The 21,803-nt window shown below is 38.6% G+C and carries 19 protein-coding genes and 1 pseudogene; 10 read left to right on the top strand and 10 right to left on the bottom strand.

Translation table 11 applies throughout. The features are described 5' to 3' along the window. Window positions 1-2 precede the first annotated feature (2 nt). The 4 genes from AB2N10_RS02155 to AB2N10_RS02140 all read right to left on the bottom strand — a co-directional run bounded on the left by AB2N10_RS02155 (window position 3) and on the right by AB2N10_RS02140 (window position 5,481). Window positions 3-185 carry a Trm112 family protein gene (locus AB2N10_RS02155; protein WP_354624915.1) on the bottom strand — a complete coding sequence of 61 codons (183 nt, stop codon included), beginning with the start codon at window positions 183-185 and terminating at the stop codon, window positions 3-5. After that, window positions 179-1,144, bottom strand: coding sequence for a tetraacyldisaccharide 4'-kinase (gene lpxK / locus AB2N10_RS02150; protein WP_369434246.1), 966 nt, complete (start codon window positions 1,142-1,144; stop codon window positions 179-181). The genes AB2N10_RS02155 and lpxK overlap by 7 nt, the downstream gene beginning before the upstream one ends. After that, window positions 1,144-2,895, bottom strand: coding sequence for a lipid A ABC transporter ATP-binding protein/permease MsbA (gene msbA / locus AB2N10_RS02145; RefSeq protein WP_369434245.1), 1,752 nt, complete (start codon window positions 2,893-2,895; stop codon window positions 1,144-1,146). Before msbA ends, lpxK begins: the two co-directional genes overlap by 1 nt. A gap of 216 nt (window positions 2,896-3,111) precedes the next feature. Beyond that, the gene (locus AB2N10_RS02140; protein ID WP_369434244.1) at window positions 3,112-5,481 is read right to left on the bottom strand and encodes a DNA internalization-related competence protein ComEC/Rec2; all 2,370 of its coding nucleotides are present in this window, start codon (window positions 5,479-5,481) and stop codon (window positions 3,112-3,114) included. Between the two features lie 35 nt (window positions 5,482-5,516). On the opposite strand from AB2N10_RS02140, the gene AB2N10_RS02135 reads away from it, so the two are divergent. Next, complete coding sequence (locus AB2N10_RS02135) at window positions 5,517-6,029, top strand: DUF2062 domain-containing protein (protein WP_369434243.1); 513 nt, start codon at window positions 5,517-5,519, stop codon at window positions 6,027-6,029. 51 nt (window positions 6,030-6,080) lie between these two features. After that, complete coding sequence (locus tag AB2N10_RS02130) at window positions 6,081-6,701, top strand: outer membrane beta-barrel protein (protein ID WP_369434242.1); 621 nt, start codon at window positions 6,081-6,083, stop codon at window positions 6,699-6,701. A 55-nt stretch (window positions 6,702-6,756) separates the two neighbouring features. Here the strand turns inward: AB2N10_RS02130 and acs are convergent, their stop codons facing one another. Beyond that, window positions 6,757-8,646, bottom strand: a complete 1,890-nt coding sequence (gene acs / locus AB2N10_RS02125; protein WP_369434241.1) for an acetate--CoA ligase — start codon at window positions 8,644-8,646, stop codon at window positions 6,757-6,759. A 263-nt stretch (window positions 8,647-8,909) separates the two neighbouring features. Here acs and rsmE point away from each other — a divergent pair, with 263 nt between their 5' ends. From rsmE to ruvX, 4 genes are all read left to right on the top strand, one after another. Then, window positions 8,910-9,638, top strand: coding sequence for a 16S rRNA (uracil(1498)-N(3))-methyltransferase (gene rsmE / locus AB2N10_RS02120; protein WP_369434240.1), 729 nt, complete (start codon window positions 8,910-8,912; stop codon window positions 9,636-9,638). A 26-nt stretch (window positions 9,639-9,664) separates the two neighbouring features. Next, complete coding sequence (gene gshB / locus AB2N10_RS02115; protein WP_369434239.1) at window positions 9,665-10,618, top strand: glutathione synthase; 954 nt, start codon at window positions 9,665-9,667, stop codon at window positions 10,616-10,618. Window positions 10,619-10,687: 69 nt separating this feature from the next. Continuing rightward, window positions 10,688-11,305, top strand: a complete 618-nt coding sequence (locus tag AB2N10_RS02110) for a YqgE/AlgH family protein (RefSeq protein ID WP_369434238.1) — start codon at window positions 10,688-10,690, stop codon at window positions 11,303-11,305. 24 nt (window positions 11,306-11,329) lie between these two features. Further along, on the top strand, window positions 11,330-11,767 hold the full coding sequence (ruvX, locus tag AB2N10_RS02105) for a Holliday junction resolvase RuvX (protein ID WP_354624902.1): 438 nt from the start codon (window positions 11,330-11,332) through the stop codon (window positions 11,765-11,767). 44 nt (window positions 11,768-11,811) lie between these two features. On the opposite strand, the gene AB2N10_RS02100 is transcribed toward ruvX, so the two are convergent. Continuing rightward, the gene (locus AB2N10_RS02100; protein WP_369434237.1) at window positions 11,812-12,399 is read right to left on the bottom strand and encodes a hemerythrin domain-containing protein; all 588 of its coding nucleotides are present in this window, start codon (window positions 12,397-12,399) and stop codon (window positions 11,812-11,814) included. Window positions 12,400-12,839: 440 nt separating this feature from the next. Here AB2N10_RS02100 and AB2N10_RS02095 point away from each other — a divergent pair, with 440 nt between their 5' ends. The 3 genes from AB2N10_RS02095 to grcA all read left to right on the top strand — a co-directional run bounded on the left by AB2N10_RS02095 (window position 12,840) and on the right by grcA (window position 14,663). After that, a complete protein-coding gene (locus AB2N10_RS02095; RefSeq protein ID WP_354624899.1) occupies window positions 12,840-13,142 on the top strand; it encodes a hypothetical protein in 303 nt (100 codons plus the stop codon). After that, complete coding sequence (locus AB2N10_RS02090; protein ID WP_354625303.1) at window positions 13,127-13,561, top strand: uracil-DNA glycosylase; 435 nt, start codon at window positions 13,127-13,129, stop codon at window positions 13,559-13,561. Before AB2N10_RS02095 ends, AB2N10_RS02090 begins: the two co-directional genes overlap by 16 nt. Before the next feature lie 721 nt (window positions 13,562-14,282). Beyond that, window positions 14,283-14,663: an autonomous glycyl radical cofactor GrcA gene (gene grcA, locus AB2N10_RS02085; protein WP_354624898.1), complete on the top strand. Its 381-nt coding sequence runs from the start codon at window positions 14,283-14,285 to the stop codon at window positions 14,661-14,663. 48 nt (window positions 14,664-14,711) lie between these two features. Here grcA and tesB read toward each other — a convergent pair whose 3' ends face one another. From tesB to thrA, 4 genes and pseudogenes are all read right to left on the bottom strand, one after another. After that, the gene (tesB, locus tag AB2N10_RS02080) at window positions 14,712-15,581 is read right to left on the bottom strand and encodes an acyl-CoA thioesterase II (RefSeq protein ID WP_369434236.1); all 870 of its coding nucleotides are present in this window, start codon (window positions 15,579-15,581) and stop codon (window positions 14,712-14,714) included. Between the two features lie 71 nt (window positions 15,582-15,652). Then, the gene (thrC, locus tag AB2N10_RS02075) at window positions 15,653-16,930 is read right to left on the bottom strand and encodes a threonine synthase (protein WP_369434235.1); all 1,278 of its coding nucleotides are present in this window, start codon (window positions 16,928-16,930) and stop codon (window positions 15,653-15,655) included. Continuing rightward, window positions 16,927-17,883: a homoserine kinase gene (gene thrB, locus AB2N10_RS02070; protein ID WP_369434234.1), complete on the bottom strand. Its 957-nt coding sequence runs from the start codon at window positions 17,881-17,883 to the stop codon at window positions 16,927-16,929. Before thrB ends, thrC begins: the two co-directional genes overlap by 4 nt. Window positions 17,884-17,886: 3 nt before the next feature. Continuing rightward, a pseudogene (thrA, locus tag AB2N10_RS02065) lies at window positions 17,887-20,350 on the bottom strand (bifunctional aspartate kinase/homoserine dehydrogenase I). A gap of 705 nt (window positions 20,351-21,055) precedes the next feature. On the opposite strand from thrA, the gene arcA reads away from it, so the two are divergent. Further along, on the top strand, window positions 21,056-21,772 hold the full coding sequence (gene arcA, locus AB2N10_RS02060) for a two-component system response regulator ArcA (protein ID WP_354624894.1): 717 nt from the start codon (window positions 21,056-21,058) through the stop codon (window positions 21,770-21,772). Window positions 21,773-21,803: the final 31 nt, after the last annotated feature.

The following is a 21,803-nucleotide window of genomic DNA, read 5'->3' as shown; positions in this document are numbered from 1 at the left end:
TTTTATCGTTCCTCATCACAGCTTATTTTACGCGCTCGATTGTGCAACAAAGCAGGAATGCCATCTTCAATGGGATAGGCAAGATGGTCAAATTTACAGATAAGCTCATTATTGTTTTTATTAAAGCCTAATTTTCCCTTACAAACAGGACAAGCAATAATATCGAATAGTTTAATATCTAACATTTTATTTCCTTAATTTTATCTAACAACTGCACAGCAAAGGAGTCTGGTAATACCGCTTCGATGGGTAAATACCACCAATTAGGTTGTGCAAAGGCTAAACATTTTACGGCGTCTTTTTCAGTCATCACTAAGGGTCGCTTACTATCGAACTGCTTAAAATCATCTTTACCATAGGCATAGTGATCCGCAAAGGAGACTGTTTTGTGTAATTTATAGTGTAGTTTTTCTAATGTTGTAAAAAATCGTTGTGGGTAACCGATTGCAGCACAGCTATTTATAAGGGTAGGTGGATGTAATTCTCCACCTTGTCCATCGACGCGCACACAGTCACGCGGCTGAAACAGCATAGCGACTTCCGTCTCTGATTGCCCACCATTATTAATCACAAAATCGACTGTTTGTAAACGTGATAGCGGCTCTCGAAGTGGTCCCATGGGCATTAAGTGGCCATTTCCCATGCGCCGCTGCCCATCGACAACCACAATTTCTATATCTCGCTGCAAGGCATAATGTTGCAGGCCATCGTCGCTAATTACAATATCCACGGAACAGTGCTGATAGAGATGATCAACGGCCTGAGTGCGAATGGGATCAACGACAATGGGAATACCAAGACGCTTAAATAACATAACGGGCTCATCACCGGCGACTTTACCACTGACTTGATCCGTGACTAACAGGGGGTATTGACCACTTTTCCCACCATAGCCGCGGCTAACAATGCCCGGTTTGTAGCCCTGTGCTATTAGCAACTCACATAACCATATCACAAAGGGGGTTTTACCATTTCCACCGACAGAGATATTTCCAACTACAATAACAGGTAATGGGCTTTTACGACTTTTAAGCAATCCGCTTTGATATGATTTTCGGCGCAGCGCGCTAATTAGCCATAACAGCAATGAAAAGGGGTATAACCCCCAGCACCACCAACTTACGGGACGATACCAAAATGGCATTACAGCTCCCCTGAAGCTTGCATTTTACATAGGCTATGGTAAATCGCTTTGCCCGATAATAATTCGCTATGAGTCCCCTGCTCAACCACTTTACCTGCATCAATCACCAATATTTTATCGGCATGCTCGATGGTAGATAAACGATGCGCAATAACAATCGAGGTACGGTTTTTCTGTAATATATCTAAAGCCGCTTGGATATGACGTTCAGACTCGGTATCTAACGCCGAGGTCGCTTCATCTAAGATCAAAATTGGGGAATCTCTTAATAATGCACGCGCAATCGCTAAACGCTGCCTTTGTCCACCCGATAACATTAAGCCATTCTCACCGATAATGGTATCTAGCCCATTTGGAAAGCCGTCAATAAATTCCATCGCATGCGCCGTCGTTGCAGCTTGAACAATATCCTCATGGCTGTATTTACCTTCACTTGCATAGGCAATATTATTGGCAATAGTGTCATTAAACAGATGTACACTTTGTGAAACAATAGCAACTTGCTGGCGAAGTGAAGCTAAGGTGTAATCTTCAATATTTTCACCATCAAGTGTGATTTGCCCACTATCAATATCATAAAAACGGGTTAATAAATTAGCGATCGTTGATTTACCACTGCCAGAACGCCCGACTAAGGCGATCGTTTCACCGGCTTTAACAGTAAAACTAATGCCATCTAAGGCTGGTTTTTCAGCCGTAGGGTAAGTAAACACAACATTATTAAGTTGAATATCTCCCTTAGCACGTTGGATCTTAAGTTGGCCATTATCCTTAGCAGGCTCCGTATCTAAAATATTAAACAAACTACTACTCGCAGCAAGACCGCGCTGAATTTCAATATTAACCTGCGTTACCGCTTTAACCGGTTTCATCAACATGATCATAGAGGTAACGATAACAACGAATGTTCCTGGTGTTAGGCTCGCCATGATCTCCGGAAAGGTGGCAAGGTAAAGAACAAACCCCAATCCAAAGGAAGCGATGGTCTGAATTAAAGGGACACTGATTGCCGATGCGCTAGTCAATTTCATGTTTTGTGAGCGCACCCGATTACTGACGCCATTGAAGCGGTTGCTTTCCACATTCTGCCCACCAAACATTAACACTTCCTTATGCCCCTTGAGCATCTGCTCGGAAGCCGTCGTGACAGACCCCATTGCATTTTGTAGATTTTTACCGATTTTTCTAAAGCGTTTACTAACGACACTGATAGCAATACCAACAAAGGGACCAACCAATAAAAAAACTAATGAAAGCTGCCAGCTTTGGAAAAACATCATCACCATCAGTGCTACAACGGTTGCCCCTTCTCGGAAAATTTTGACCATGGCATTACTGGCTGCATTGGAGACTTGGCTAGCATCATAGGTAATTTTCGAAAGGAGATCGCCGGTATTCGTTTTATCAAAATAACTGATGGGTAAAACCATTAAATGGTTAAACAATTGGCGTTGTAACTTCATGACAACATTGTTACCTACCCAAGCCATGCAGTATGAACTTAAAAAAGCAGCGAGCCCCCGTGCCGCGACAATCAGGACAACAAAAAATGGCATAAAGGTAAGAACACTCGGATCATCCCCCGTTAATCCTTTATCCATTAAGGGTTTAATCGAGTACACAAAGGTTGCATCGACAACCGCATAACCGACCATGCCAATCACAGCTCCAAACCATCCCATTTTAAATTCTTTTACATACGAGGCTAAACGTTTAAAGACTAGCCAACTATTCTGTTCTGAGTTTGTCATGAGCATACCAATTCATAAGTTAAATAATTCCGATTAGGTATTATACCAATCGGAATTAAGTATGTGATCTAAATTTTGCGCAGGAAAAATGACTTAATTTGAGGCGTAAGTTGACGCAAATGGTTGTTCCCTTTGCGAAACTTACAACAAAAAAGTAAGTTATTTTAACCAGTAAAATAGATCAGCGATTTATTCCGATTGGTATTATTCTCTTTTCTAAGAAGAAAGAGAATGATGATACCAATAAGATGCAAGATCTTCTCTATATGTTTGTATCTTAATTTGTTCTTTATCGATAGTAAAACGAACAAACCCGCTTAAACCACTATTGACCATTTTAACCGATTGATTTTTATAGCGCAGTTTAACCTGTTCATCGGGAAATCCCCAACGATTCATAAATCCACTCGTAAACACGACCCATTGTGGTGATGCACTACGAATAAATGTAGCACTAGATGAATAGCGACTACCATGATGAGGAGCAAAGAGTATATCACTAGCAAGTCGATGTTCGGCATTTTTTACTAATAATAACTCCTGCTTCTTTTCAATATCCCCGGTCAACAATAACGAATGTAAGCCATCACTAACCCGTAATACACAAGAGTTATTATTGTTATTACGCGTTAATACGTTTGGAGAGAGCGCCGTAATGGTTAATCGCCCCATTAACCAGCGCTGCCCCGCTTTACATTGCCGTGTCACTACCTCTTTATCTAATCCAGGTAATGGTTCGCCCATTATGATTTGCTTTATGGCAAAGTGATGATTAATTGTAGCCAAACCACCCGCATGGTCATTATCACTATGACTAACAAATAAATAGTCTAATGTTGTTATGCCCAGTGAATTAAGATAGGGTAATATTTCACTCTTGGCGGTCACAAAGCCAGATGGATAACTAGGCCCTGTATCATAAAGCATGTATTGACCTTGGCTGCGAATCAACACTGACAACCCCTGCCCCACATCCAACACCTCAACAAACCATTTTTCCTGCTGTTGTTCTTCTTGATACAATGATATGCCAACAAAAAAGACAAGCAGCACTGAAAAAAGATAAGTGACAACAGGCGTTGCGCATCTTTGATAATGGATAATCAAAATAACAACCAACAGGCAGATGGCCATCATAATTAACTTTACCGCAGTAAAAGAATAATCCTCATACCCTTCACTAAAGATTGCAATATAATGTAAAAAATGGCCAATAAGATAATCTGCAAGCGTAAATAAACCACTGGCAAGCGGTTCTGCGAATATGGTTAACAAACAAGCGAATAAAACAAGTGGAATAATTAATAATGAAAATAGCGGCACTGCAATAAAATTAACAACGGGTGCAAATAAGTTGAAAGCTGAAAAACTAAGCAACTGCAGTGGCAGCATCAGCAAGGTTAAACCTAATTGAATCAGTATTAATGCTTTTATATAACCCCTTGATGTTTGCCAGAGAGTTCTTTTTTTGTCGATATTATCTATTTTAAAAACAGAGCTAAAACGCCAGATAATCAGCAAAATAATGGTTATCGCCGCAAATGATAACCACAAACTAAGGCTCAATATCGATAACGGATCCCAAAGCAAAATTAGAAACAGAACCAACATCAAGAGATCTGTTAAAAAATACCTTCTCTTCAAGGATAACAAAAAAACGGCAATCGCCAACATCAGTAATGCCCGTTGTGTTGGCAAAGAAAACCCCGCTAAATAGGCATAAAAACACACCCCACACAACGCGCCATAATTGACAATATAGTATAATTGCCACCCCAAATAATTTTCCGCTAATAATCGCTTACAAAAATAGCTTAATAGTAGATAAAAAAAGGAAAAAAACAGACCAATATGTAAACCTGAAATAGCCAAAAGATGGGTAATACCTAATTTTTTAAATAACGTTTTTTGCTCAAAACTAATTAAGCTCTTATCCGCAAAGGAAAGGGCTAATATGACCCCCTGTTGTGGCAAGGTAGCGATGATTGATTGTACTTTCTCATAAAAACGACCACGCAATGAAGGAATTTGAGAAACGTATCCCAAATAAGACTTTACCGAGGCTTGATAAGCAATATGCTCAGAGTAGCGCCACTTTTGACTATCAAATCCAGCCGGGTTACCTCGCCCCCATATAGGTTTTAAACGCACTTTAAAACGTTGAATTTGCCCCTCCTGAAGCGACACATTAGGAGAATACCAGCTCATCAACAATGATGGATGATAATTTAAGGCCCCACCATCAACTTCCATCAATTTAGCGGTAAAATAGCCTCTATTTTTAACACTTATTAATGAACTAATTTGCACAATTATGGTATGGTCTTTCCCGTCTACTAGCTCTTGTAAAGAAGCGTTATTAGCAATGGGCAGAGCAAATGGCAATGCGCCAGTTAACGTTAGTTGCGCATAACAACTAAAATAGATGGCAGTAACAGGAATAACAGTTAGAATACGAAGCCTTGGTAAAAATAATAAAACGACACAACAGAGAGCCAACAACAAAATGGCATGTTCACTTAATAACTGCGGCCAATATAAGGTCGACATAAAAACTGTAATTGCGAGACTCAAGGCAATACGCATTATTATCCGAATTATTAACAATAAATCCTAATTATATGCCAAAAAAATTTATTCAACGGTTTTCTCCAAAACCAGAAACATTAAAAGCACATCCTCATTTAAAGTATTTAGGTAAGGCGTTGCATAACCCGGGCCTCTGGCATCTAAATAGAAGAAGCGCTTCAGGTGCCATTGCTGTTGGGCTGTTTTGTGCTTGGATGCCAATCCCATTTCAAATGGTGCTAGCGGCCGTTATTGCCATGATTTTTATGGTAAACTTACCTCTTTCTGTTGCTTTAGTTTGGATTTCTAACCCAATAACGATGCCACCTCTTTTTTATGGTGCTTACCGATTAGGGGCTTTTATCTTGCAAGAAAAAGTGGTTGATTTTAATTTTGAACTCTCCTTTTCTTGGCTAGCGCAAATTTTAGAGACCATTGCACCTGCGCTTTTATTAGGATGTTTTATTCTCGGTATTGGTTGCTCATTTTTAGGCTATTTATTAACCCGTTTAATCTGGCGTTTCACCATGGTTCAAAAGTGGCAGAAACGTAATAAAAAAATATAATTAACTCAATATATTAGATTGCCAATCATGGATCATAAACAAGGATTACAAATGATAAACAAACATCTTTTTATTATTCCCCTTGCAACACTCGTCTTTTCCCCTATTAACAGTATTGCAGCAGAAAAAGATTATATTACTGTTAGTGGTTACCTAGGCGGACGAATTAGTAATGACTTAGAAGATAAAGAAACCGATGAAAAAGCGGATCTAAGTAATGATTTATCACAGGCGCTTTCCGTTGCTTGGCGCTATAGCCGTAATAAAGAAACTGAAATTATGTTTTCCACGGCCAAACAAACCTTAACGACCTCTGGCGAACAAAATATAAAAACTGACCTACGCATAAGTTATTTACACTTCGGTGGGCGAGTCATTTTCCCCCATGAAAATGGGTTTTCCAACAGCGTTGGTTTAGGGATAGGGGCAACCGTTTTCTCCCCAGATGATAGTCAATATGACACAGAAATAAAATTCTCAGGGAATATTACCGCGGGACTGCGTTATGAATTAACACCACAATGGGCACTTCGTGGCGATCTACGCGTTTATGGTACGGTATTGAATTCCGATAGCACTATGTTTTGTGATAATGGAACCTGCTTAATTCGTTCCAGTGGAGAAGTTTACGTACAAACGGAAATCATGACCGGAATAGAGTATAAATTCTAATAAAAATATAAAAGGGTAAAATGACCGAATATCAACATTTTACCCTATTAATTTATCAGTCTTCTAATGTACTTAAGTCTCCCTCATCGAGCCCTAATGCACGCGCTTTTAATACACGACGCATAATTTTACCGGATCGCGTTTTTGGTAAACTATCCACAAAGGTAACATCTTCAGGCTTCGCTATTTTACCAAGCTCGTTAGCAACATGCTCTTTTAACTCATCTTGTAATACTTTGTCGCCTACAACGCCCTCTTTTAACAAAACAAAGGTATGGATTGCATTGCCTTTTAACTCATGCGGCAAGCCTATGGCTGCTGCTTCAATAACCGTTGGATGACTCACCAAAGCACTCTCAATTTCCGATGTACCAAGGCGATAACCTGACACTTTCAGCACCTCATCCATCCGCCCGATGACCCATATATAGCCATCTTGATCAATTTTAGCTGAATCTCCTGCTTTATAATATCCTTTACCTTGGTAGTCTCCCCAGTACAGCTCTGCGTAACGTTGATCATCCCCCATAATCGTGCGAGCCATACCCGGCCAAGGATTTTTTATGACCAATTTCCCCTCTTCACCAACGGCTACGGCATTACCATCATCATCAACCACGCCAATTTCATTACCAAAAAATGGCTGTGCTGCTGATCCCGGTTTTAATGGCGTAATTGGTAACGGACAAATCATAAATCCTCCCGTTTCAGTTTGCCACCAAGTATCAATAATTGGGCATTTACTATTACCGATCACCTCGTAAAACCAACGCCATGCCTCTGGATTAATTGGCTCACCCACACTGCCCAATAGCCTTAGTGATGATAGATCATGGCGTTTCGCCCATTGGTCACCAAAACGCATCAGCCCTCGGATAGCTGTCGGTGAGGTATATAAAATATTAATGCCATACTTTTCAACCATTTGCCACCAGCGATTGGGGTAAGGGAAATTAGGAGCACCTTCATACATAATGATAGTGCTAGCATTGATTAAAGGACCGTAAACGATATAACTATGCCCTGTTATCCAGCCTGGATCTGCTGCACACCACCAACGATCAGCAGGTTTAATATCAAAAGCCATGCGGTGCGTTGTGCTAGTATAAACACTGTAACCACCATGGGTATGGAGCATGCCTTTTGGTTTACCCGTCGTACCTGATGTGTAGAGAATAAACAGGGGATCTTCAGCATCTAATTGCACCGTTGCACATTTAGAACTAGCAATGGGCAGTGATTTTAAGTTGTGGTACCAAAAATCACGTTCAGCTTCCATATTGACATCCAAGCCGTTGTATTTAACGGTGATACAGACTTCAATCGTCGGGGAACGCTTCATCGCTTCATCGGCAATACTTTTTAAATCTATTTTTTTACCACGACGGGAACCACCATCCGCGGTAATTAAAACACGACTATTTGCATCACTAATACGTGATGCTAATGCCTCGTAGCTAAACCCTCCATAAACAACACTATGAACCGCACCTATTTTTGCACAGGCTAACATAGCAAAAACTAACTCAGGTATCTGCGGCATATAGATCGTTACTATATCGCCTTTTTTAATACCCATACTGGTTAAAATATTGGCAAACTGACACACTTCACGATTCAGTGCATAGTAGGAAAAACTACGTGTTTCACCACCTTCACTCTCCCAAATTATCGCAAGTTTATTGCAATCTGCACCTTGTAAATGACAATCTATGGCGTTGTGTACAATATTAGTTTGTCCACCAACGAACCATTTATAAAAAGGTTTATTACTATCATCTAAAACTTTATCCCAAGGCTTATACCATTCAAGCAGTGATGCTTGTTCAGCCCAAAAACCTTCTCTATCTTCAATTGAGCGTTTATAAAGTGTTTCATAATTTTGTACATTGGCTTGTTCTACTACTTCAGAGCTAGGGAAATAAAGTTGCTGTTTAGAATCCATCGTAATATACCTCTATTAAAAAAACTAAATTGAGTATAGGATGAATAAAATATTGCTAATTCAAATTACCTTAAAAAGCACATTTCTATTAAAACTATTTGATCTAAAACACAAATGCGATTGTTTTTTCAGGAGTGATATGAGCCAAAGGTCACAAAAAACATTTTTTATTAGAGAAATAAAGAGTTAACTATGAAGTAATAGTCTTATAAACTTTTTACGTTATAATTGCTCCCATGTTCCCGATATAGAATTAAAATAACATGCGCACACCTCGATTTTATGATCCACAACCACTTTTGATTAATAGTGAAATTATGCTTGGCGATGATGCTACTCAGCATATTCGCGTTTTGCGTTTAAAGCCGGGCGCAAACATTATGTTATTCAATGGATCTGGCGGCCAATATCTTGCCACTTTACAAGATGTACAAAAGCGCAGTTGCAGCGCCTATATCGACTCTTTTCAAGAAACAAATAATGAAAGTCCATTAGATTTACATTTAGGGCAAGTCATTTCCCGTGGTGATCGCATGGAGTTTGTTATTCAAAAAGCGGTAGAATTAGGTGTCAACGAGATAACCCCCCTACTCAGTGAACGGTGTGGTGTAAAAATCGATCCTCAACGCATGCAAAAAAAGCAACAACAATGGCAAAAAATAGCGATTGCAGCCTGTGAACAATCGGGACGCAACATGGTTCCCACCATTCATGAAACTCAAGATTTAGCCACTTGGTGTGCTATCCAAGAAACCGCTGTGAAGTTAACATTACATCCTCGTGCATCAATATCAATTAATCAGTTACCTGATAATATTAATAAAATTCGTTTGTTAATTGGCCCCGAGGGTGGATTAACCGACGATGAAATTAACCTAACAGAAAAACTAAACTTTACAGAAACATTACTCGGACCGCGCGTTTTACGTACTGAAACAGCGGCCTTAACAGCAATCACCGCATTACAATGTCGTTTTGGTGACCTTGCATAATCTATTGCCACGACTAAGGAAATAATATGTCCATTAAAATTGGTATCGTCATGGATCCAATCTCTAAGATTAAAATCCATAAAGATTCAAGTTTCGCTATGTTATTGGAAGCGCAAGCGCGCGGATGGGAGCTTTATTACTTAGAAATGCAGGATCTCTATTTAGAGAATGGCCGTACTTTTGCCAGCAGCAAAAAATTAACCGTGCAACGCGATCCTCAACATTGGTATCAACTCGAAGAGAGTATCGACCATCCTCTCGCCGATTTAGATGCTGTATTAATGCGTAAAGATCCACCATTTGATACCGAATATATCTATGCCACCTATTTACTCGAACGAGCAGAAGATGAAGGATGTTTAATCGTAAATAAACCACAAAGTCTACGTGATGCCAACGAAAAATTATTTACCGCATGGTTTAGTGAATTTACTCCCACAACTTTAGTAACACGCAGCAGCCAAAGAATTCGAGATTTTCATAACAAGCATAAAGATGTTATTTTAAAACCCCTCGATGGGATGGGCGGCGCTTCAATTTTTCGTATTAAAGAAAACGATGCCAACATAGGCGTTATCATCGAGACATTAACCGAACACCAACAGCGTTACTGCATGGCGCAAACATTTATACCCGAAATTAAAGATGGCGATAAACGTATCTTAATAGTAGATGGGGAGCCGATGCCCTATGCGCTTGCACGTATTCCAGCTAAGGGAGAAACACGAGGTAATTTAGCAGCGGGTGGAAGTGGTGTTGCACAACCTTTATCGGAAAGTGATTGGCACATCGCGAATACGATTGGACCAAAATTAAAAGAGAAGGGCTTAATTTTTGTCGGGCTCGATATTATCGGTGATAAAGTTACTGAAATTAATGTTACCAGTCCAACCTGCATCCAAGAAATTGATAATGCCTATGGCACCAATATCAGTGGAAAGTTGATGGATGCCATTGAAAAACGCATTAATAATAAATAAAAAAAATAATATACCTAATTTTTGCCATACTTAACGTGTGGCAAGCACAAATTTAACGGGGAGTATCACATGGAAAATATCATCAATGATAACCCTAACAGTACCTATAGCAGTACTGAAACGGAAATAATTGACACGCTAAAGAACCATTTTTTAATTGCAATGCCCTCACTCACCGATCCTTATTTTAAAAAATCAGTGGTCTATATTTGTGAGCATGATGAAAAAGGAGCGATGGGATTTATTATTAATTTTCCGGTAAAGTTAACGCTACAAGAATTATTAAAAAACGTAGAAACCATTTCTCATCAACCAGAGCCACCACTGCTCGATCCTGTTTTTCTAGGTGGGCCATTAGAATTAGAGCGTGGTTTTGTATTGCATTCGCCATTAACAGATAACTCACAAAGCACACAGTTAAATGAACAGCTGATGATGTCTAACTCGAATGCCGTTTTATCAATATTAGGTACCGATAAAGCACCCGAAAAATATATGGTTACCTTAGGCTATGCGAGCTGGGATCCCGGCCAGTTAGAACAAGAGATTAATGACAATAATTGGATCACCATAAAAAGTGAAAACGATATTATCTTTAATACTCCCGCCGCCGATCGTTGGAGTGAATCTTTACATCGACTTGGTATTAACCCGGAACAATTATCAACAACAGCTGGCCATGCCTAAAAGCGAGCCAAAAAAGCGATAAATATGACTGCAATTAAAGAAACACCAAAAACCGTGTTAGGTTTTGATTTTGGCACTAAAAGTATCGGGGTTGCCACTGGGCAGATGGTGACAGCCACCGCACAGCCTCTTGCGGCAATTAAAGCAAATGACGGTATTCCCGATTGGAATATCGTTGAGAAAGTCATTCGTGATTGGCAACCAGACCTAGTCATTATCGGTCTCCCTTTGAACATGGATGGCACGGAGCAGCCTATCACTCAACGAGCTAAAAAATTCGCTAACCGATTGAATGGACGTTTTGGGGTAAATATTGCGCTACAAGATGAACGGCTTACCACGGCTAGTGCTAAGGAATTTATCTTTTCTCACGGTGGTTATAAAGCATTAGAAAAAGGTAAAATAGACAGTGTCTCTGCCGCATTAATTTTAGAAAGCTGGATGGAAGGTTATTACCAATAATAGATAAGCCTCATTTATCTTAAAACGAGACTTATCTCACCACATTATTCTTCTTTGATATGTTTAGCAAGCGCGCTATATTGCGTTGTAACATTGCTGCCAAAGAGAGGATCCATGTAATCTTTATGCTGCCACTGCTGCTCTAAATTTTTCCAATCATCGGCAGTTAAACTCTTTTCAATAAGCGGTAATATTTCTTTCTCTTCATAGTTTAAATGAGAGGATTGCAGATCCACAAACTCCTGCAGTTTAACAATAAAAAGATCCTTAGGGACGATTGCATCAAGTAAAATAATATCTAATAGCTCATCAAACTCTATTGTCACTTTTTTTATGGTTTGGTGCTCTTGCGATAAGCGATTAATGATCTCGTCTGGTACGTCTCGGTACTTAATATAGTAATCGTAAATAAGATCTTCCATTGGATGATGGTATTGATCCGCATATTGGCGTAAATAGGTGATAATGGCTTTAATCAGGCGATAATCGACCTTTTCATCAGCCTCTAACAAACGTATATTTTTGCGTAATAACTTTAAAAGCAGACTCATATTAACATGATCATTATGGATAATTTTTAGCATAATAGATGACTCATCAAGTGATATATAACCAAGAGTATAACCATTCATTAGAAATAATCCGCAGAAGTAAATCACATTACGCATTATTTTATAACAGCGTAATACCAATTCGCATAATATTATAGTCATAGCATGTTGAGGAAAAATGATGGAGAGCAAGAGTATGATTAAGTAATATCTGTCTATTACAATTTAATGCAACGCTGTTATCTATTTTTTTAATCGATAAGATAGATCAGATACTTATGCTGATTGCTATGAAACAATTAGCCCACGGCAACATTTTCTCGTATCATTTATACTCGAGTTACCTCACAATGTTTTGTCAGCCACGAGCTCAAATAGCAGAGCAGCCCCAACGTGAGGTCATTGTTCTTCACTTTTAGAATGTGGCAAGCTAGGACTGCTTTTCGAGCAGGCCCCCCGTTGGAACGCTTGCTAGCTTTGCATTTTAAATATAGCAACATTAATCAAATTTGGTGATCATTGTGAACACATTCAGTCAAGAATTTAATAGCATTAAAGGATGGCAAAAGAGCTTACCTTGCATGACGGCTCTATTAGATAATATTGAAAAAAATGTTAGGGATATTACGGCGGATAACCTTATTTTGCCTAGCAGCAATATGATATTTAATGCATTTAAACATTCCACTTACGAAGATATTTCAGCGGTAATAATAGGGCAAGACCCCTATCACCAAACCGTTGATATGAACGGCCATACCGTCAATCAAGCAATGGGACTCGCCTTTTCTGTCCCCGAAGGGGTTAAATCCCTCCTTCATTAACAAATATACATAAGGAGCTTGAAAATAGTTTTAGCCATTTTACGCGACCAACACACGGCAATTTAACCGCTTGGACATCTCAAGTGCTGTTACTTAATTCATCCTTAACCGTAGCGCACAGCAAACCCGCAGCTCATGCAAAAACAGGGTGGAATAAATTTACCGAGGAGATCGTTAACGCATTAATTCAAAGACAAAAGCCTTTAGTATTCCTGTCATGGGGTAAGCACGCCCATAAAATTACCGCACGCGCAGAAAATACACACCACTATGTCATTAAAACCTCACATCCCAGCCCCCTAGGAGCAAGAAAATCAGGACTAGATTTTGATGCATTTCTAGGCTCAAAGTGCTTCTTAAAAGCCAATGATTTTTTAAAAATGCAAAATCAGCCCCCAATAAAATGGCAAATAGAGTAATAGAGATTGGTATCACACTCTAAAAGTGAATAACAATTACCTCATGTTACGTCTTGCTCTGGTATCCGAGCTAGCGACGGATAAAAAATATTGAGGTCATACCAATCCGCATTACTTTCTACTCAACCTGGTTGCTTAAAATAATAGAGAGCGGCATGCTCCGCGATGAAGCATTAACTTTATGATATTAAAAATTTTTGCGCTTACATTATTCCAAGCTGAGGTTATTTAAAAAACGTTTTAAAATTACAACTTGGAATAATGCTCAGAAAAAGAATAGTAAAAGAAAAAAGAACGCCTTACAGCAAAGGTGAAATTTTCTAGCAATAAAAGAAGCAGATAAAGACCATTTATCCTATTTTCCTCCATTACCATTTTAATTTTAATTTCTTACCTTGATAAACAGATAAGCAATTGTTAAATAAAAGTTAATTACTAACAATTACTTAACAATGACGTTGTATAAAACCGTTATTTATTAAATTGATCTAAAACAATTAAATAACCGATAACTAATTGTACTGTATGGGTTTATTGATTTTTATCAATTTTATTTTAATAAACCGCATTAAAAATACGTGATTATTGATTTACATCAAGCAAAGTTACCCATATAATAAATTCAGAATTATTAAGAACCACGCAAATATAGTAATAAATTTACTAAGTTGTAATTTTATTACTAATTATTTTTATTAAACATATGAATAAGGAGCTTAACATGGCTTTTGGTATCCAAATTACTCAATCTGAAAACAAATCTCTACTTAACTCATTCTGGCTATTAGATGAAGCAAATGCACAAGCACGTTGTTTATGTGTAAAAGATAATGCATATGCTGAAGATCAAGTTGTTTCACTTGCAGAGTTAGGCGACATTCAATACAAAGAAGTTGCTGTTCAAGCTCCAGCAGCACAGGAAGGCGGTCAACATTTAAATGTAAATGTATTACGTCGTGAAACATTAGAAGATGCGATTAAACACCCTGAAAACTACCCACAATTGACTATTCGTGTTTCAGGTTATGCTGTTCGCTTTAACTCTTTAACACCTGAGCAACAACAAGATGTATTAACACGTACATTTACAGAATCTCTATAAGAGAGGCTAGATAATAAAAAGGGAAGCTATTGCTTCCCTTTTTTATTGCTATGATTTTTTACGTCGTTGGCGAATTAATCCCTCTTGAATCGAACTGGCAACCAACTTACCTTCACGAGTAAAGAAACGTCCACTCACTAAGCCTCGGCCATCGGCTGCAACCGTACTTTCGATTTCATATAATAACCAATCATCAAGATGAAAGTCATTATGGAACCACATTGAGTGGTCAATGGTAACAACTTGCATTCCCTCTGATATAAAAGAGACACCGTGTGGTAGTAGCGCTGTTGGCAAAAAATTAAAATCGGAAGCATAGGCAAGTAAATAACGGTGTACACGTAAATCACTCGGCATTTTACCATTTGCCTTCATCCAAATTAATCGCTTAGGTGCTTCTATTTCGGGCTCCACTGGATTAATAAAAAGAACGGGTCGCATCTCAATAGGTTTTTCACAAACAAGTTTATCGCGAATAGATTCCGGTAACATATCACAATGGATCAATGCCATCTCTTGTTCAGAAATAAGATCTTCAGGTGGCGGTGCATCGGGCATGCTATTTTGATGTTCAAAACCGGCTTCTACGGCTTTAAAGGATGCGGTCATATAAAAAATAGCCTGACCGTTTTGAATCGCTTTGATACGTCTTGCTGATAACGTATTACCATCACGAATACGCTCTACATCATAAACAATAGGCTGATTGACATTACCAAGGCGCAGAAAATACGAATGGAAGGAGTGAATGTGCTGTTCTGGAAGTACCGTCTCTTTGGCAGCAGAAAGCGCCTGTCCCATCACTTGCCCACCAAAAACAACCCCTAAACCCAGATCTTGGCTCTTTCCACGAAATAGATTTTCTTCTAATTTTTCTAAACTAAGCTGATCTAAAAGATCCTTTAATACTTTCCCCATCCTAAGCTTCCCTTAAAAAGAGCGTGTCACACGCTCTTTATTATTTGCAGATATCATTAAAGCACAAGCAATTATAAAGCCATTAATAATGCGCGAACTTTTGCAAAATCAGCATTAAACTCCTTTGACAATAAAGCTAAATCTGCACGAGAAGCGAGTTCTTCAGGAATAAATATTTCATGCCCTAAAATATCTTCAACACTCTCTTTAAATTTAGCCGGATGCGCTGTGCATAAGAATAGACCAGTTTCTCCATCATTTAACTGTTTGCTTAATTCATGGTATGCAATCGCACCATGAGGCTCACATAAATAGCCTAATTGATCTAATTCTAATAGCGTTGTTTTAGTCTGGGCGTCGCTCACTTTGCCATAGCCTAGCTCCGCTAAAGACCAGTTTTTTACTTTAAATAATTCTTCAATACGTGGCCAGTTATTTGGCGCACTAACGTCCATCGCATTCGATAATGTTACCACTGTTTTTTTAGGCTCCCAGTTACCTTGGGCAAGATAACGTGGCACAGTATCATTTTCATTTGTTGCAGCAATAAAGCGTTTAATAGGTAAGCCTAATGCTTTAGCTAATAATCCAGCGGTTAAATCACCAAAATTACCACTTGGCACAGAAACGACTAATTCTTTACGCTGCTCCACTGAAAGTTGCGCGAAGGCTTCAAAATAATAACAAATTTGAGCGACTAAACGACTGATATTAATAGAATTTGCAGAGTTAAGTCCAATTGCTTCTTTAAGTTCTTGATCATCAAACGCTTGTTTCACCATTGCTTGACAATCATCAAAATCACCTTCGATAGCGACCGTTGTAATATTGCCACCTAATGTACAAAATAATTTCTCTTGCAATGGGCTGATCTTACCCTTTGGATATAAAATGACGACATTAATATTTTCCATACCATAAAAGGCATGAGCAACTGCCGCCCCGGTATCGCCGGAAGTCGCTGTTAAAATAGTGATTTTATTATCACCTTTAAATTGCCCTAAGCATTGCGCCATGAAACGTCCGCCGAAATCTTTAAAGGCTAATGTTGGTCCATGGAAAAGCTCTAAGGCATTAATATTTTCTGTTACACTTTTTACGGGTGCTGGAAATGTGAAGGCTTTTTCAACAATACTATGCACAACATCTGCGCTTAATTCATCACCGATTAAATGCGATAAAATTGCACTAGAGCGATCAACTAAATTCATTTCCAATAATGCGTCAATATTATCAAGTGGAATAATTTTTTCAGGAAAAAATAGACCTTGACCACGCCCTAAGCCTTGCTTAACGGCTTGCTGAAAATCAACTTGTTCACTGTTATCTTTAATATTGTATAAATTCATAGTTCTGTTCCTAACACGCGTGCGCCTTTTTCATCAAGACGACATATATGACAAAATCCTTCATCATTTTGAAGAAAATTTTCCGTTAACCATTGTTGTAATAATTGTGCTTGCTGAAGGTCAGTCATGACGGCAAAAACCGTCGGCCCAGACCCTGAAATCCCCATCGCCAATGCACCACTTTGCTCAGCAAAAACTCTGGCCTCTTTAAAGCCAGGAATCAATTGTGAACGATACGGTTCAGCAATTACATCCTTAAGCATCTTAGCCGCTAAATCTGCTTGGTCGCTGTAACAAGCATGTACAAATGCAGCTAAGCGACGCCCATAAGTTAATGTTTCGCTTAAACGGTATTGTGCAGGTAAGATATTACGTGCAGCAGATGTCGAAATAGAGATCCCCGGATAAGCAACGACCCAATACCACTCTTTAAATGAAGGGATCATTTGACTGATTATTCCACCTTCATTAATCATTAACTGCATACCACCTAAATAGCAGGGGGCGACATTATCATAGTGAATACTGCCGCTGATCTGCCCTTCCATTTCCCCCATTAATGTCAACATTGTATTTTCATCAAGCAGGTGGTCATGCCATGCATTAAGCGCTTCTAATGCGGCGACAATTGAGCTTGAACTTGACCCTAAACCACTACCAACGGGCAAGTTCTTTTCCAAAATCATTTTGACAGGCAATATCTCTTTATTTATTTTTTTTAATGCTGCCTGGTAGTTTAAATAACATTGATAAACAATATTACTGTCAGCGTCTTTAGGCAGCTTATCTGCATAACGGCCAACACACTCCAAAGAAAAACCAAAATCACCCTTTGATACTTTTACCCTGTCACCGAATAATTCACCACTTATAGGTGCTAAGGCGCCCCCCAATACATCAAAACCAACGCTAACATTGGCTGTCGAGGCTGGTGCGTATGCTACGACACTCATAAATTAAAACTCCTGTTTCCAATTCAGTGTACGTAATACGTCGGCAAATACACCCGCAGCGGTTACTTCCGTACCGGCACCATAACCACGTAAAACCAAAGGAATTGGTTGATAATATTGACTGTAAAAGGCGAGTGCATTCTCACCATCTTTCACTTTATTAAGAGGATCATCGGCCCCCACTGCTTTGATACTACACACGCATTTACCGTTTTCGATACTGCCTATATATCGTAATACTTGACCATTTTCATTGGCTTTTTTCTGTAATTCACTAAAGTAAGCATCGGCATCGCTCAGGCGTTCGATGAACTCTTCAACGCTACCGCTATCATCAAAACCAGGTGGTAAAGCTTGTTCGATTTCAACATCCTCAAGCGAAAGTTCCATGCCTGCTTCACGCGCTAAAATAAGCAGTTTACGCGCCACGTCCATCCCACTTAAATCATCACGCGGATCTGGCTCGGTAAAGCCCATTTTACGCGCTTCTTTAGTCACTTCTGAAAAGCTAAGTCCTTCATCTAACTTACCAAAAATGAAAGATAAAGAACCAGACAGAATACCATTAAACTTAATCAATTGATCACCTGCGTTAAAGAGGTTTTGCATATTTTCAATAACGGGTAAGCCTGCACCAACATTCGTATCATATAAAAATTTACGGCGTTTCATCAGCGCAGATAAACGTAACTGTTTGTAATATTCCATGCTGCTGGTATTCGCTTTTTTATTAGCAGTTACCACATGAAATCCAGCACCTAAAAAGTCAACGTAACGGGCTGCAATGGCATCATTACTTGTACAATCAACAATAACCGGATTAATAATATGTGACTCTTGCACCAAAGACTGCATATTGGATAAAGAAAGCGCTTGTTTGCCATTTTTTAGTAGCTCTCGCCAATTGGCTAAATCAATGCCTTGTTCATTCATTAACATCACACGACTATTAGCAATACCACAAACCCTGATTTGAATATTACGCTCGGCTAAACGATCCTGTTGACGATAAACTTGATCGACAAGCGCCCCACCAACACCACCGCAGCCAATTAAAAACATATCAATATATTGCACACTGCCAAAAAATGATTGATGGCAAGCGATAACCGCATCTTTGGCTTTATCTTCACCAATAACCACTGAAATTGAACGTTCCGAAGAGCCCTGTGCAATAGCACTGATATTAATAGATGCCTCGGATAGCGCAGTCAAGAAACGAGCAGCAACCCCATTCGCTTTTTTCATCCCATCCCCAACCAAGGAGATAATTGCTTGATTTTCCACCAACTCAATAGGCTCTAATAGATTGTTTTTAAATTCTAAAGCAAATTCTTCGCTTAAAACCCGCAATGCTTTAGGTGTATCAGCGGCACCAATACAGAAACTTAAACTATATTCAGATGATGATTGTGTAATCAAAATAATTGACACACCTGGCACGTGATATAGTCGTGAATATACGCCCAGCCATGCCAACAATACCTTTCATGCCGGGACCTGAAATACTTAACATGGTTAAGTCTTTCAAATCTGAAATACCTTTGACTTGCAACGAATCATCTCCTTGTACTTGACCTATCAGCGTCCCATCTGCTTGAGGATTGTGGGTGTTTTTTATTAAACAAGGGATAGCATGTTGTGCAATAGGCGCAATGGTTTTGGGATGCAATACTTTTGCACCAAAGTAAGATAGCTCCATCGCCTCAGCGTAACTCAGTGAGCGTAATAATTTTGCATCTTTTACTAACCTTGGGTCACAACTATATACCCCATCAACATCGGTCCATATCTCACAACACTCAGCCCTTAAACAGGCTGCTAAAACAGCAGCTGAATAATCAGAGCCATTACGCCCCAACACCAGCGTTTCCCCTTGCTCATTACCAGCCGTAAAACCAGGCATAAGATAAATAGCGCCTTGAACAATGGCATCTTTAGCAAACAATGCTCGTGATGCATCTATATCAATTTGAGCTTCTAAATAACCACCTTTATAGGACATCAATTTTTCTTGAGGCTTAATCACCTCAACCGGATGCCCTTTAGCTATCAACAATTGTTTCATACAGGCAACACTTAACAGCTCACCTTTACTTAATATTTTTGCTTCAATATTTTCAGGGCATTGAGACAATAAACGAACACCTTCAAGTAATTCACTTAAATGTAAAAGCTCTTGCTCAAAAATAGTTTTTAGCAAATCATCGGCAAACTCTGCATAAGTACTTTTTAAACCGTTAATTAAATCGGCAAAAATACGTTGAATATCTGTTAAATGAGCTTCTGCAGAGAGCCCTTTACTGGTTTTATCGACAACGGCAACTAAATTATTAGTCACCCCCGCTGGTGCTGATAAAACTAAGGCGATTTGTGACTGCTGATGGTTATTAATAACAATATCTGCAACTTGATTAAAACGTTCGGCATTTGCTAATGATGTGCCGCCAAATTTAAGTACACGCATTTGAACAATCCCTGCTGTAACACAAAAAACCCGCAAATAATCGCGGGCTCTAAAAATGATTTATTAAAATAATTCAAAACTTGCCAGTGACTTATAATAACCTAACAAAAGGGCGTTCAGCACATAATAAGTTATATAAGCGATCATTGAATATTTTACTCTAGGTGATAATTGAAACTTTAAGCGCTATATCATAACAAAGCTTTATCGTGACTGAAACCTGTGAGTGTTTGCTAAACTCACTTTTATTCATAATATTGCTAGAAATGAGCATTTTTATTTTTTAAATTTGTTCCTCGCTTTAACCTTTTTTTTGAAAAGCTCATCAAATATTAATTTACAGTTGATACATATCAATATTAAATCTATATATGTAATTATTTAATACAATTTAGTTGTTATCTTAATGTTAAGTAATTATAGTTATTTGCATAATTACAAGGGTGTGAGTAACGATTAAAAGTCCTTCAACATAGGCGTTTTCTAATACTTCCTTTATCAATACCCTTGCAGTGAAAAAGAATAAAAAAACAACAAAACGTTAACACCTCCAAAACAGAGCTAAAATATCAAAAATCGAGACTATGACCCAGTCCAATAATCAGCAAAATGATTATTTAGATAACTAGCCAACGCTTATCAGCTAGCATGTAAACCTGCGTTTTGAGTGTAACGAATAGACAAGATTGAAAAATAGGAGTCAGCATGTCCACAGCAAATATACTCATAGTAGAAGATGAGCTAGTTACAAGAAAAACCTTAAAAAGTGTTTTTGAAGCAGAAGGTTATAATGTTTTAGAAGCAACTGATGGCAATGAAATGCATCAAATAATTAAAGAACACAATATAAACTTAATTATCATGGATATTAATTTACCCGGTAAAAATGGGTTATTACTTGCTAGAGAATTAAGAGAAATTCAGAATATTGCACTTATATTTTTAACCGGGCGAGATAATGAAGTCGATAAAATTCTCGGCTTAGAAATTGGTGCGGATGATTACATTACTAAACCATTTAATCCAAGAGAGCTAACTATACGAGCTCGCAATCTATTAACACGCACCATGCAAGATAACCTTTACTTTGAGGAAGTACGTCAAAAAGTAGAAAATTATAAATTTAATGGTTGGACCCTGGAAATTGAAAGTCGCTCATTAATCAGCCCTAATGGCGATGTATTTAAATTACCGCGCAGTGAATTTAGAGCTATTTTGCACTTTATTGAAAACCCAGGAAAAATACAAACGCGTGCAGAATTACTCATGAAAATGACTGGGCGCGAATTAAAGTCACACGATCGCACCGTTGATGTCACGATTCGTCGTATCCGCAAACACTTTGAAAGCGTGCCTGAAGGCGGTGAAATTATTGCCACCATTCATGGCGAAGGTTATCGTTTTTGCGGAAAACTTGAATAAATAACAGTAATTGGCAAATAGAAAATCCGGT

Origin of the sequence: Psychromonas sp. MME1 (assembly GCF_041080865.1) — a bacterium.
Classification (GTDB): Bacteria; Pseudomonadota; Gammaproteobacteria; order Enterobacterales; family Psychromonadaceae; genus Psychromonas.
This window is presented reverse-complemented; position numbering and strand designations above follow the sequence as displayed.

Bases quoted from the DNA above. Each gene is read 5' to 3' on its own strand.
- AB2N10_RS02155 (WP_354624915.1), bottom strand. From the start codon at position 185: ATGTTAGATATTAAACTATTCGATATTATTGCTTGTCCTGTTTGTAAG.
- lpxK (WP_369434246.1), bottom strand. From the start codon at position 1,144: ATGCCATTTTGGTATCGTCCCGTAAGTTGGTGGTGCTGGGGGTTATAC.
- msbA (WP_369434245.1), bottom strand. From the start codon at position 2,895: ATGACAAACTCAGAACAGAATAGTTGGCTAGTCTTTAAACGTTTAGCC.
- AB2N10_RS02140 (WP_369434244.1), bottom strand. From the start codon at position 5,481: ATGCGTATTGCCTTGAGTCTCGCAATTACAGTTTTTATGTCGACCTTA.
- AB2N10_RS02135 (WP_369434243.1), top strand. From the start codon at position 5,517: ATGCCAAAAAAATTTATTCAACGGTTTTCTCCAAAACCAGAAACATTA.
- AB2N10_RS02130 (WP_369434242.1), top strand. From the start codon at position 6,081: ATGATAAACAAACATCTTTTTATTATTCCCCTTGCAACACTCGTCTTT.
- acs (WP_369434241.1), bottom strand. From the start codon at position 8,646: ATGGATTCTAAACAGCAACTTTATTTCCCTAGCTCTGAAGTAGTAGAA.
- rsmE (WP_369434240.1), top strand. From the start codon at position 8,910: ATGCGCACACCTCGATTTTATGATCCACAACCACTTTTGATTAATAGT.
- gshB (WP_369434239.1), top strand. From the start codon at position 9,665: ATGTCCATTAAAATTGGTATCGTCATGGATCCAATCTCTAAGATTAAA.
- AB2N10_RS02110 (WP_369434238.1), top strand. From the start codon at position 10,688: ATGGAAAATATCATCAATGATAACCCTAACAGTACCTATAGCAGTACT.
- ruvX (WP_354624902.1), top strand. From the start codon at position 11,330: ATGACTGCAATTAAAGAAACACCAAAAACCGTGTTAGGTTTTGATTTT.
- AB2N10_RS02100 (WP_369434237.1), bottom strand. From the start codon at position 12,399: ATGAATGGTTATACTCTTGGTTATATATCACTTGATGAGTCATCTATT.
- grcA (WP_354624898.1), top strand. From the start codon at position 14,283: ATGGCTTTTGGTATCCAAATTACTCAATCTGAAAACAAATCTCTACTT.
- tesB (WP_369434236.1), bottom strand. From the start codon at position 15,581: ATGGGGAAAGTATTAAAGGATCTTTTAGATCAGCTTAGTTTAGAAAAA.
- thrC (WP_369434235.1), bottom strand. From the start codon at position 16,930: ATGAATTTATACAATATTAAAGATAACAGTGAACAAGTTGATTTTCAG.
- thrB (WP_369434234.1), bottom strand. From the start codon at position 17,883: ATGAGTGTCGTAGCATACGCACCAGCCTCGACAGCCAATGTTAGCGTT.
- arcA (WP_354624894.1), top strand. From the start codon at position 21,056: ATGTCCACAGCAAATATACTCATAGTAGAAGATGAGCTAGTTACAAGA.